At 31.1% G+C, this 12822-nt stretch carries 13 protein-coding genes; 5 read left to right on the top strand and 8 right to left on the bottom strand.

The window, feature by feature from the left end:
- Positions 1-120: 120 nt before the first annotated feature.
- The 5 genes from B2694_RS05580 to B2694_RS05560 all read right to left on the bottom strand — a co-directional run bounded on the left by B2694_RS05580 (position 121) and on the right by B2694_RS05560 (position 5809).
- Complete coding sequence (locus B2694_RS05580) at positions 121-564, bottom strand: MaoC family dehydratase (RefSeq protein ID WP_346884906.1); 444 nt, start codon at positions 562-564, stop codon at positions 121-123.
- Between the two features lie 86 nt (positions 565-650).
- Positions 651-1757, bottom strand: coding sequence for an alpha/beta fold hydrolase (locus tag B2694_RS05575; RefSeq protein ID WP_346884905.1), 1107 nt, complete (start codon positions 1755-1757; stop codon positions 651-653).
- Between the two features lie 30 nt (positions 1758-1787).
- Positions 1788-2969 carry an MFS transporter gene (locus B2694_RS05570; protein ID WP_346884904.1) on the bottom strand — a complete coding sequence of 394 codons (1182 nt, stop codon included), beginning with the start codon at positions 2967-2969 and terminating at the stop codon, positions 1788-1790.
- A 38-nt stretch (positions 2970-3007) separates the two neighbouring features.
- On the bottom strand, positions 3008-4570 hold the full coding sequence (locus tag B2694_RS05565) for an acyl CoA:acetate/3-ketoacid CoA transferase (RefSeq protein ID WP_346884903.1): 1563 nt from the start codon (positions 4568-4570) through the stop codon (positions 3008-3010).
- 357 nt (positions 4571-4927) lie between these two features.
- Entirely contained in the window at positions 4928-5809 is an 882-nt protein-coding gene (locus tag B2694_RS05560; protein WP_346884902.1) for a LysR family transcriptional regulator, read from the bottom strand.
- 374 nt (positions 5810-6183) lie between these two features.
- Between B2694_RS05560 and B2694_RS05555 the strand changes: the two genes are divergently transcribed.
- The gene (locus B2694_RS05555; RefSeq protein WP_346884901.1) at positions 6184-6852 is read left to right on the top strand and encodes a RusA family crossover junction endodeoxyribonuclease; all 669 of its coding nucleotides are present in this window, start codon (positions 6184-6186) and stop codon (positions 6850-6852) included.
- Positions 6853-6962: 110 nt separating this feature from the next.
- Here the strand turns inward: B2694_RS05555 and B2694_RS05550 are convergent, their stop codons facing one another.
- Both B2694_RS05550 and B2694_RS05545 read right to left on the bottom strand, forming a co-directional pair.
- The gene (locus B2694_RS05550; RefSeq protein WP_346884900.1) at positions 6963-7886 is read right to left on the bottom strand and encodes a hypothetical protein; all 924 of its coding nucleotides are present in this window, start codon (positions 7884-7886) and stop codon (positions 6963-6965) included.
- Positions 7887-8004: 118 nt separating this feature from the next.
- Positions 8005-8847 (bottom strand): class I SAM-dependent methyltransferase, encoded by an 843-nt coding sequence (locus B2694_RS05545; RefSeq protein ID WP_346884899.1) that lies wholly within the window; start codon positions 8845-8847, stop codon positions 8005-8007.
- A 244-nt stretch (positions 8848-9091) separates the two neighbouring features.
- Between B2694_RS05545 and B2694_RS05540 the strand changes: the two genes are divergently transcribed.
- Positions 9092-9361, top strand: coding sequence for a hypothetical protein (locus tag B2694_RS05540; protein ID WP_346884898.1), 270 nt, complete (start codon positions 9092-9094; stop codon positions 9359-9361).
- A gap of 152 nt (positions 9362-9513) precedes the next feature.
- Here B2694_RS05540 and B2694_RS05535 read toward each other — a convergent pair whose 3' ends face one another.
- On the bottom strand, positions 9514-9729 hold the full coding sequence (locus tag B2694_RS05535) for a heavy-metal-associated domain-containing protein (protein WP_346870757.1): 216 nt from the start codon (positions 9727-9729) through the stop codon (positions 9514-9516).
- 252 nt (positions 9730-9981) lie between these two features.
- Here B2694_RS05535 and B2694_RS05530 point away from each other — a divergent pair, with 252 nt between their 5' ends.
- From B2694_RS05530 to B2694_RS05520, 3 genes are all read left to right on the top strand, one after another.
- Positions 9982-11004, top strand: coding sequence for a branched-chain amino acid aminotransferase (locus B2694_RS05530; protein WP_346884897.1), 1023 nt, complete (start codon positions 9982-9984; stop codon positions 11002-11004).
- Between the two features lie 159 nt (positions 11005-11163).
- Positions 11164-11403, top strand: a complete 240-nt coding sequence (locus B2694_RS05525) for a BhlA/UviB family holin-like peptide (protein ID WP_346884907.1) — start codon at positions 11164-11166, stop codon at positions 11401-11403.
- Positions 11404-11663: 260 nt separating this feature from the next.
- A complete protein-coding gene (locus tag B2694_RS05520; protein WP_346884896.1) occupies positions 11664-12806 on the top strand; it encodes an ABC transporter substrate-binding protein in 1143 nt (380 codons plus the stop codon).
- The last annotated feature ends 16 nt before the right edge of the window (positions 12807-12822 follow it).

The following is a 12822-nucleotide window of genomic DNA, read 5'->3' as shown; positions in this document are numbered from 1 at the left end:
ATTTCATTTTACAATGAATCAAATAAAAATATCTCAAAACAATCTAGAATTTAACTTGTTTTGAGATATTCCTTACTTTTATTTTTATACTTTTTATGATTTTAAAATCAATGACACCTTTTATTTAGGGGGTATTACTGTTGCAACGCCTTCTATTACAACCTCATCTCGTTGATTAAAGCAAGTTGTCTTTATTTTTGCTATATGAAACTTACCTTTATCTTTCATTTCAACTATTTCGGCTTCAGCAGTTATTGTATCACCTATTCTTGTTGGATTTGTAAACTTTAATTCTTGTCCTAAATATATTGCTCCTGGTCCTGGAAGCTTCATTCCTAATACAGCTGATATTAGTCCTGCTCCCAACATTCCATGGGCTATACGGCCTTTGAATTGGGTATCATTAGCATACAACTCATTCACATGAGCTGGATTTAAATCTCCTGTAATACCAGCAAATCCATAAACATCAAATTCACTAATAGTTTTACTAATATATGCTTTATCTCCTATATTTAATTCTTCTGCTGTTTTACCTAAATATTTACCTTTATCGTATGCCATTTACTTTCACTCCTCATACTAATACCATATCCTAAGTCATATTAATTTCTTATAATTAAATAACAACTCAAATAAATTTTATATATTTATTTATCTAAAAACTCTCTAACTTTATCAGCAAATAGATGAGTATCTAGCACTCCTCCCATATGTCCTTTTTCACTTTCTATTTCATATAACTCTGCATAACCACCTAATTCATTAATTCTATCTACAGTTATTCTATTAAATCTATGACACTGTAACAAATCTTGCTTACAAGGAATCATAAGGACTTTTGCACTTATTCTTTTTAATGCCTCATCTAAGGATTCATAACCTCTAGCTATATCTTGATTCATAGTCGTCTTACAAGTGTATAACCAGCTATTAGCATCTCTAAGTTTTGCTCCATTAATGGAAGTCTCGTATAAAGTTCTCTCGTAGCTAGACTTATTATTAACATTGATAAATGGTTCATCTTCTTTACTATCTCTAGGATACATTTTTTCAAAGAATTCTGGTGTAAATGCTCCTACTGTCATCATTTGACCTGCTAATGCTAAGCCTTCTATAGGTTGTTCTTTTCCATAATAATCTCCATTATTAAAATTAGCATCAAGTTCTATAGCTCTCATTGCATGTTGCAAAACACTAAAGGAAGTTATTATTGGATTTTGAACATTAGTTATTACTCCGATACATCTTTCTACCATCTCTGGATAATTTACTGCCCATTGAAAAGATATCATTCCACCTGCTGAAGGCCCCATAACAGCTTTAAGCTTCTTTATTCCCATAGAATCTATTAATGCTTTTTCTGCATTTGCAATATCTTTAAAACTTGTGGCTGGGAAACTCATACCATAAGGCTTATTCGTCTTTGGATTTATAGAAGCAGGTCCTGTAGTTGTAACCATAGGATCATCAGGTTGGATATTGCAAATATTATCTGAACATATTACAAAGTATTTATTTGTATCTACAGCTTTTCCTGGCCCTATAAGTCCATTCCACCAACCAGATACTACGTCAATTTCATTATACTTTCCTGCTGCATGGCTAGTGGCTGAGAAAAAGTGAGCAACCAATATTGCATTATCCTTACTTTCATTTAAAGTACCATAAGTTTCATATCCCATTTTTAAAGGTATTGTAGCTCCACATTCAAAAGTGAAATTTTCTATTTCAAATACTTTCTTTTCTACTAACATAATAAATTTCTCCTCCTTATATCTTTAAAATTATTTACTTTTCCCAGTCTCCGGTAATAAAAATCCACATACTAAGAATGTTAATGAACAGCCTATTGCTAAATACATAGCTGGTTCAAAGCCTGAATTATTAGCAACCTTAGTTATTATTGTATATAAAATAGTTTCCACTATATATGATATTGACCAAAACATAGCCATAACAACCGTTAACCTTTGAGGTGTCATTCCCTCTAGTTGTTGTGGTATAGTTACGAAGGTTGTCATTGGTAAAAATATTAAAAACCCTAACACAAATGAACTTATTATAGCTACTGCTGAAGAGCTAGTTACAACCATTAAAAAAGCAACCGCAGGAGTTAATATTCCACAAATCTTTACTACTGGTAATTTCTTTTTAGCCTTTTTAGCTAACATTATTCCAAATGGAGTAGCTACAACACCAGCCACTGCTAAAAGTGTAGATAGTAGGGATGGATTTACTGAAACAGCATCATTTAGTGGAAAAAGATTTAACATAACTATGTAAAGTGTTAGCCACCCTGAATAAGCAAAGGCAAATACATAGTTAAATTTATCTTTTATTCCTTCCTTATACCCATAAGAATCATTTCCTGAAGATAACTTTGAACTTACTACGAAGTCTTTTCCTATTATCATCCATAATATAAATAGTACTAAACTAATTCCTGCAAAAACTAATACTACTGCTTTCCAATTTCCTAGTGCACGTATTATTGGATCTACCATTAATAGTGCAACTATGTTCCCTATATTATTTGCTACAGAATTTAGTCCATTTAATAATGGTCTTTTCTCTGGCTCAAAATAATGCATAACTATTGGTCCAAAGTATACTACTAATAGTGCGCCACCAAACCCCATTATAAATCTTGTTATTATAAAAAATGGAAAACTTGTTGCAAAGGCTCCTAAACCAACTACAGATATTAAAAGCGTTGATACTCCTATAGCTTTTTTAGGTCCTAATTTCATTAATAATCCTGCCGCTACTAAATTACCTATGATTTTAGATATAGTTATGGAATTAGTTACTGCCGCTGGTAATGAATCTAAATTAAAAGCCTTCATTATTTCTGGTGTTACTTTAGATCCCGCCAACCAGGATACACTAAAAAACATATAAGCTAAAAATATTATTGCTTCTATGGCATAGGCTCTTCCTTGACTAGTTTTAACTTCCTTTGTCATTTTTCTTCCCCCTCATTTTTCCTATTACTTTTAATCCTCTAAAAAATTAATCCCATTAGTTCATCTTTAAATATTTTTTCATCCATTAGTTTTAATTTTTCTGAAATTTTAGGCTTAAACTCCATATGCCTTAATATATCTTTCTCTAAATCTACTCCCGGAGCTATTTCCGTTAAAGTTAGTCCCTCCTTTCTTAATTCAAATACAGCCCTTTCTGTAATGTATGCGACTTTGTTTTTATTTTTAATGGCTCTACTACCATTAAAGGTAATTTGCTCAACATCACTTATAAACTTTTTAGTTCTTCCTTCTTGAAGTACTTTAAGTTGTCCATTTATAATTTCAACTTTTAATCCCCCTGCTGTAAATGTCCCACAAAATACTATCTCTCTAGAATTTTGTGTTATATTAATAAAACCACCACACCCTGCGATCTTAGGCCCAAATTTAGATACATTAATATTTCCATATTTATCACATTGAGCTAGTCCTAAAAATGTCATATCTATCCCACCGCCATCATAAAAATCAAACATATATGGTTGATCTATAATTGCATCTGGATTTATTGCAGCTCCGAAATCAAGTCCACCAAGTGGAGTACCACCTATGGCTCCTGGCTCTATAGTTGGCGTAAATAAATGCTCTTGTTTTTCTTCTCTTAAGATTTCTGCTATAACTTCTGGAACTCCAATACCAAAATTAAGTACATTTTTGCTACTATCTAGTAGCATTGCAGCTCTCCTAGCAATAACCTTTCTTTCATTCAAAGGGTACTTATACTCGCTTTCTTTAACTTTAATATCATTTCTCACAAATAACTCATTAAACTGAGTTCCAAAGGTTTGCATATGATTTTCTTGATTTTCAGCTACTACCACATAATCCACCAATATATGAGGTACTTTTACGTCCCTTGGACTTAACGCTCCACTTTTAACTATTTTTTCAACTTGAACAATTACTATTCCACCATTATTTTTAGCATTCATGGCTAAAGATAAGGATTCTAAACTTAAAGGTTCTTTAGAAAATCCTACATTTCCCTTTTCATCAACCTCAGTTCCCTTTATTATAGCTACGTCAACATTTTGTGTTTTATAGGCTAAGTATTCTTCATTATCAAACTTTATTTTTTCCACTAAATCTTCTTTTGTAATTTTATTTAGTTTTCCACCATCTATATCTGGATCTACAAAAGTTCCAATGCCTACTTTACTTATAGTTCTTGGTTTTCCCGCAGCACTGTCCCTCAAAAATTGGGCAATAACCCCCTGCGGAAAGTTGTATGCCTCTATGGCTTCACTTACAATTAAAGGCTGTAGCTTAGGAACCAATCCCCAATGACCACCAATAACCCTTTTAATTAACCCTTCATGTGCATAGTGGTTTAGCCCCTTGCTTATCCCATCACCTACTCCACCTGCATATATCAAAGTTAGATCTCTCGGCAATCCATTATCTATAAAGTTCTTCTCAATTTCTATGTGAATCTCTTCTGCAACGCCTATTCCAATGAAACCTCCTACTCCTACGCAAGCTCCATTTGAAATTAGCGAAGCAACATCCTTTGCTTTTATAAACTTAATTAGGCTATTCATATTAACCCTCCCCATCAATTCCTATTGTATACTTTATTAATTTGATAACTAGCTATTGAAAAAATCCTCTCACTCATATAGAGTCCCTAATCATAAATCACCTTAAAGTCAAGATTTGACCCCTAGTAAACTTTTTCATTTGTGATATAACCTCACATCACTAGTTATTTTAATCCAAAAGTAAAAAAACACTTATCCTTACTTTCAATCTTAGTATAAGTTATATTTAAAAACTTTTGAAATACATATAATTCATAGCTACTATAAATTAAAGTTATCATTCGTATATTTCTGTAATATTCAAAAAAATTAAAGCATACTAAAAGTTATTTTTACTTTTAATATGCTTTAATTCAGTTAATTGACTTCTTGCTTTACAAATTCAATGAATTTTCTCATGGCATAAGATATATATTTATCTTTTTTAACTATCATCCCAATATTCCATGGAAGTTCTGGCTCTATTATTGATAAATTACTAATTTCATTAGAATTAAAAATCCTAATAATAGGTGCTGGTAATATGGCAATACCTTCATTAATTGAAACCATCTTAGCCACAAAATCCCATTGACTACTTTTAAATATAATTTTAGGTTTAAAACCTTTTGATTTGCATGCATGCATAATTTGATTATATAACATATATTCTTCACTTAATGTTACAAATTGTTCCTCTTTAAGTTCTTCCAATCTAACAGTTTTTTCACTTGCAAGCTTATGACTTCTATGAACAATTAGTTTACTACTTGAATAAATCATAGGTATAGTTAAAAAATCATCTGATTCAAAAGGTAACATTACTATTCCAATATCTACTTCAACCTTATCTACCATATCCTTTATTATATTAGCTCCACCTTCTATTAAAACAATTTCTATATTAGGATATCTCTTTTTAAAATCAGAAAGTAGTGTTGGGAAAATAGCTGTACCAATTACTGGCGGTATACCTACAATTATCCTTCCCTTTTCAAAATTCACACTATCATACAGCTTTTCTAGCTCTTTATTTATACTTTCTAAAGCTTTTTCGCTATTATCATAAAATATCTCGCCAGCATCTGTTAACTTAAAATGCTTGGCCCTTCTATCTATTAATTGTACCTTCAACTCACATTCTAAATTTTTAATAACCTTACTTAGTGCAGGCTGTGATAAATTTAAATTACGTGCAGCCCTAGTAAAATTACCTTCTCTGACAACTTCAACGAAATATGTTAAATTTCTAATACTCATTTCAGTTACCCCCTTGTATACTGAAGCTATAACATTTAATTATTAAATCCTTTATTCTAAGCTAATACTAAAATTATACTCCATTAAAAAAATAATTGTATAGTTATCATAGTATTTTATTCTTATTCAAACATAAGTTCCTGTGTTATAATATACTTACTAAAGTTATTTATATCAACAATTAGGCATCTGAAAATAAATAATAAGTCAAAGATGAGAAGTATATTTTGAGTTAGACAAGGAAACAGGTTCCGCAGATAGTAGCACTATCTAAGGGTTCTGTTGACGCAGTATAACACAAAATAGACGAGCATTCTGACTTACTTATTTTTTGAAGATACCTTAATCACACAATCATAGAAAGAGGAATTAAAATGAAAGATATTAACTATGCTAAAGTTGTGGTAAAGGGATCACCAATTTCTAAATCTAACTTTAAACTTTTCAATAGCAGTAACAGAGCTATTCTACCATATAACTCTGGAAAATATCATGATAGATATGCACTATACGAGGAAGAAATAGCCTACGAATGTAGGGTTCAAAATCCAAGTGTAACCTTAACAGAGGCACTTATAGCTGTCCTTAAGGTTTATTATAAAAGTGAAAAACGTCATCCAGACACAAATAACATAACAAAAAGCATTTTAGATGGTGTTGAAAAAAGTGGCCTTATCATAAATGATGCCCAAGTAAGAAGACTTATTATAGAAGAATTTTACGATAAAGAAAACCCAAGATTTGAACTTGAACTCTTTGGGGAAAGTTCCTATGCCATGGATTATAAAATAGTCAAGCTAGAAGAAAAACAGCCCATAATAAATTATGAACCTCCTAGCAACAAAAAAAATAAAACCTTAGATAACTATAGTGCCTCAGGTTTATGCAAAGAGTTTTCCCTTGGAGATAACAATCTATCTTCCAGTAAAAGCTCTAAACAAATCTGTGAACTTTGTCTAAAGGAAGTTTCCAAGGATAACATTATGTCCTGCAATAAAGGAAAAACTCTAATATGTAAAAGTTGCTTTAAAAAACTATTCTAAAAAAACACAAGGAATTTAAAGTAATAAATTTATTTAAACAAAGATTGAGCATGTCCTTATAATTATTAAGTACATGCTTAACCTTTTATAACTTACAAAAGCCATAAATTTTAAATTGTTCTTCCATTAATGAGAACTACTCGTTTAGAGAACATGCCATGAACAACTTTAGCCTCTTCCCCTCGAGAGATAAAAGGATAATTATAAGTTCTATAGGCAATTTCTCTTTTATTTTTAAAGTCAGTAACATAGACAGTCCAATACTGGCTTCTATTTCTACCCTCCTGTGAATCTTTCACCCCAGTGCATATACCTGTTAAAGATGTATATAATCCTAAGATATACTCTATAAGAGAAAAAATCTCTCTTAGAACGATTATTAAAAATATAACCTCAAATATATCAGTTATTTTACTTTCTATTAGGGTATATGTAAATATAACCATAACAACAATATTATATAATCCAAGACTCCTTTTATTAAATGGTACCCTTTCAAAAGGCATAAACCAAGGTTTAAATCTCCAAAATATACTACTACCTTCCACGGGGTAATCCGTACCGTTTACTGCTGCTCGCCACTTCATCTGATGGTCATTCAACCCTAACACTATAATTTTCTCTGTAATAAATATTAGGTTCACATAAATTCCTAGCATTATAAAAGCGGCAACAATAAAATATGGCTTCTTTATTATAAGTGCAGAAAAAATAATATATAAAATGAAAAAAACTGAACCTGATTTCATTAATTTCATTTTAGATCTCATCTCATCCTTAGCCTCTTGGGATAAATCCTTAGCTCTATTTATTGCACTTGCAATAGCAGTAGCCACAAAAGGCAAAGTGAAAAATTCAACATAATTTTTTATATTTATTTCTTCTATTATACTAATTTCATATCCTAAATCTTGAATCATATTAACATCATATCCAAAATGCCGAAGTACAAGTACTATATTAATTACAATACTTATTAACAACATACATACTGAAAAATTTCTTACGGACTTCAAACCACGTTGATCTAACATCAATTCTGCTCCTTTCTTGCAAAAGATCTAGTTTCTATCAAAAGCCAACCCAAAGCAGCTCCTAAGCCTATAGGAAAACCTCTAAGTAAATCTTTCTTCAAAGGCCTAAAAAAACATTTTATTCCATCTTAATGCCTCTAACTAATAAAAACTCTCCGTTATCAGCTAAAGTTCTCTTACAATACGACTTAAGCTCTATTTCAAGTAAAGTCTTCCAAGCTATTTTATCCTTCTCAATGTCATTTACAGCTTTCCTAAACCCACTAGATATACAAGGACTTCCCCCTAATGTTATATTCTCTAATCCACTAGTTGATAACAAATTCTCTAGTTCCTCTGCTTCAAAGAAATGTCTTTCAGGATGAGACACTAACTCATGTTTTGGTAAATTACCAGTTTCCACAACTTCAGGTATATACCAATAATTTGGTTTTCCTAAGAAGGATACATACTCAAAATCCTCCCTACCTAATTGTGTTCTTATCACTCCCCATTTACTATTTACACTAACTAGAACTTGTCCACCCGGTTTCGTAACTCTAACTAGCTCACTAACAGCCTTTTCCACATTTCCTAAAAGATAATTAAGAGGGGCTCCATAACAAATCGCCGTATCAAAGGTATTATCTTCAATCATTGATAAATCTGCTAAATCTCCATTTATAATCCCATCCACATAAGCCATCAAATTATTTTCCTTTAATTTATCTTCAGCAATTCTTAACTGCTCTGTAGATATATCAAATAAAGTAACTCTACTTTTTAGTTTAGCTAATTCTATACTAAATCTCCCTGCTCCACAGCCAGCATCTAAAACCTTTTTGCCTTCTCCTATATAGTCCTTAAGAAAATCCATGTGAAGATAATAATTAATCCTATCATAAGGTGTAAGCTCTAACCTCTGCCATTCTCTCTCACCATAGTTGTTATAAAAACTTTTAATATCATTTGGATTGTACATTAATATCCCTCCATGTCTTTTTAAAATATTTACTGATAAATTATTCTATAATTTTACCATACTTCCTTTATATTTACATCCTATTCAGTATCAATTTTGCTATTTTGTAGACTTATAAACAATTTAATCAAATAAGATTATTCCTTTGATTAAAGATCATTGATAAAGCAAGTCATTATAGGAAATACTAATTACGATTTACAATACAAAAGACTTTTTAATAAAACAATGGAGGAAAAAATCTATGGAAAACCTAGACAGAGCAATTGACAGAATAAAAATACTTGAATGCCCTACTGGAGACTTAGAAAATCGGGTTGCAGATATTCTTGAAGATTATAAGGTTGCGGATAAAAATAAAATAACTATAAATAGAGCCGAACAATTAGATGTAAATGGTGCTGAAGCTTATAGTGCTAAAATTTCAAGCAATTCACTACAGTCTATCACTATACTAGCAAAGTCAGGCATGGATGATTATGTAGCTAAAGTAATTGATGTGTCTATATGTTAAGTTGCAGTAATACGTAAAGCCTGTTAAAACTTTCTTTTAAATTAAGATGCCTTATATTAACTTATTAAGAATATGCTAAATAAAAAATGCTTTTGCTAAACTTTAAGCAAAAGCATTTTTAAAGGTAAAAGGTATTCCATTACTTTTTTAAACTAAGCCTGCTCTATTTTTTCTACTATATAACCTGCATCTTCAATGGCACACTTCATTTCTCTATCATTAACAGAATCTGTTCCATCAACCACTACTATTTGAGATTTTAGGTGTACATCCACATTATCAATCCCATGAACTCCTTGTAAGGCTGTCTTAACATTGGTAACACACTTTCCACAAGTCATACCTTCAACAGTTAATCTTTTTTTCATTTCTAATTTCTCCTTTCATTAATATACATATAGTATTAATATAATCATGAAAAATTATTGATAAAATATTTAAAAGTGTTAGTATAGTATTATAGGCACATAATTCTAAATTTTTTAAACATAAAAAAGTATACGATTTCATTTACATAGTTTTATTTTCAAGTATACGATTTCATTAAAAATTAAGGATTATGTTAACTACACATTAAAAAATCAAATAAAAAGTTAATTTTATTAGGGGGAGATTTGGTAATGGAAAAAGAATTCAATTGGAAAGAATTAGGGTTTGATTACCTAAAGGCAGATTTTAATTTTATTTCTCATTATAAAGATGGACAATGGGATGAAGGAAACTTAGTTGAAGATGATAAAATAACAATTAGCCAAGGTTCAACATGCTTGCACTATGGACAACAATGTTTTGAAGGTTTAAAAGCATATACTCATAAAGATGGAAAAGTATGCTTATTCAGACCTGATCAAAATGCTAAAAGATTAAATGAAAGCTGTAGAAGAGTTTTAATGCCAGAAGTACCAGTAGAATTTTTCTTAGATGCTTGCAGAAGAATTGTTAAAGCAAATAAAAGACTTATCCCACCATATGGAAGTGGAGCAACACTATATCTTAGACCTTACGTAATAGGTGTAGGTGACAATGTAGGTGTTCGTCCTGCTAGGGAATATATATTTGGAATCTTTGTTACACCAGTTGGACCATACTTCAAAGGTGGAATGGCTCCAGTTAACTTCATAACTTCTGACTTTGACAGAGCCGCTCCTATGGGAACTGGTGCTGCTAAAGTTGGTGGTAACTATGCTGGAAGCTTATTACCTCATGCAGAAGCTGTTAAAGCAGGCTTTGCTGATTGTATCTATTTAGATCCAGCAACTCATACAAAAATAGAAGAAGTAGGTGCTGCAAACTTCTTTGGAATAACTAAAGATGGTACATTTGTTACACCTAAATCTCCATCTATACTACCAAGTATAACTAAGAGATCTCTATTATATTTAGCTGAGCATAACTTAGGTATGAAGATAGAAGAAAGAGACGTATTAATAGATAACTTAGGTGAATTTGCAGAAGCTGGAGCTTGCGGTACTGCAGCTGTAATTACTCCAATCGGAGCAATCCAACATAAAGAAAACAAACACGTTTTCCACAGCGAAACAGAAGTTGGCCCAGTAACTAAAAAACTTTATGAAACTTTACTAGGCATTCAAGCTGGCGATATAGATGCACCAGAAGGTTGGATATTCAACGTAGCAATTTAATATAATATTTAAGGCTCATCATAAAATATTATGGTGAGCCTTTCTTTAGGTAATTGCATTAATAAACCCATCTGCATATATAGTAATAAGGGATATTTTAAGCATGCATAAAAGTTTAAATATTATCCTAACTATAACTAGGGGGGGGTGTTGAAATTAATGGAAGGTGAAATATTGAAAATAGCAATGTCTCAAGGAATATGGGCAGTGCTCAGCATATTTCTAATATTCTATATATTAAAAGCTCAAGAAAAAAGAGATGAAAAGCAAGAAGAAAGAGAAAAGAACTACCAGGAGATAATAGCAAAAATAACAGATAAATTAAGCATAATGGAAGATGTAAAAAAGGATGTTGAAGATATAAAACAGCATGTTATAAAGAATAACTGTAAAGAATAAATAAAGGTAAGCCAATGGCGCTTTAGTGTCATTGGCTTATTTTTTTATTACTATTGATTAATTTTATATTTGTTACTGAATTCATATAAGTAATTATTAATGTTAATTAAATAATAGTGTTTAAATATACATACTACAGATTCACCTATTATAAAAACAAATACATAAAGATTTTATTATCTAAAAACTTAATTGGACTTAAATGCTATATATTTATATAATTCTACTTGTTTGTAAATATTTATTTTTAGGAGGATATTATGAAAAAATTACTAATTTTATTATTAGCATTATCAATCCTTGTTTTTGCTTTTGGATGTGATTCAAAGAAAGCATCAAAGGACACAAGCTCACCAGCCTCTACTGAAGAAGCTTCTAAATCCGATGAAAAGGTACCAGAGCTTACTATGAGCTGGGGAAACGAATTACATACAGGTATAATGAATGTTGCTACAAAAAAACCTGAGCTATTTAAAGAAACTGGAGTATATTTCAATCCACTTTCTAAGGATAAATTTGAATTATTAGAAAATGGTAAGAAAATAGCTATCTTAAATTTTGTTCCTAGTAAAGGTGGATCTGAAACTGCTAATCTTATGAGCCAAGGGCATGTGGATTATGGATTTGGATCAAATACAGCTTTCCTTACTGCTGTAGATAATGGAGCTAAATTAAAAATTGCAGCACCTTTCCAAAGTGATGGAATTGCCTTAGTATTTCCACCAAACACTAATTTAAAGAATTGGGATGATATAAAAAAACACATATTAGATTTAAAACAACCACTTAAACTTGGCTATCATTCACCAGTAAGTGGACCTAGAATAGTAATTGAATCAGTTTTAAAAGCCCAAGGGTTAAAGGTAACTGAAAATCCAAGTGATACTTCAGCAAATGTTCTTTTAGTTGACCTTAAAGGTTCAAACAATCTATTGCCATCTTTAACTAGCAAGCAAGTTGATGCTTGGGTAGGGCCATCACATCATCCTGAAGCTGCAGAAGAAAAAGGTTTAGGTGAAATATCATTAAATCTGAAGGACTTCCCAGAAAACGGTCAATGGAATGACTTCCCATGTTGTGTATTTGCTGCTACAGATAAAGCTATCAATGATTATCCTGAGGTAACTAAAGCTTTTACAAAGCTTGTAGCTGCAAACGCAAAATATTGTACTGAACACCATGGAGAAGTGTCAAAGATTATGGCAGAAGTTATTGGTGTATCAGAAGAAACCATTAATAAATGTGAGATAAAATACTTCACAGCTCCATCAGAAAATTGGTATAAGGGTATAGAAATATATGTGGAAAAACTTAATGAGATGGATAAATTTAATGGACAACTAAAGGGATTAGATTTTGAAAAAGTTAAGAAACTAGTTTTTGATTTTAGATTTTTAGAATAGAATTATCATTATGGAA

It is taken from the genome of Clostridium sp. UBA4395, from assembly GCF_002390995.1.
GTDB classification, from domain to species: Bacteria; Bacillota; Clostridia; order Clostridiales; family Clostridiaceae; genus Clostridium_J; species Clostridium_J sulfidigenes.
This window is presented reverse-complemented; position numbering and strand designations above follow the sequence as displayed.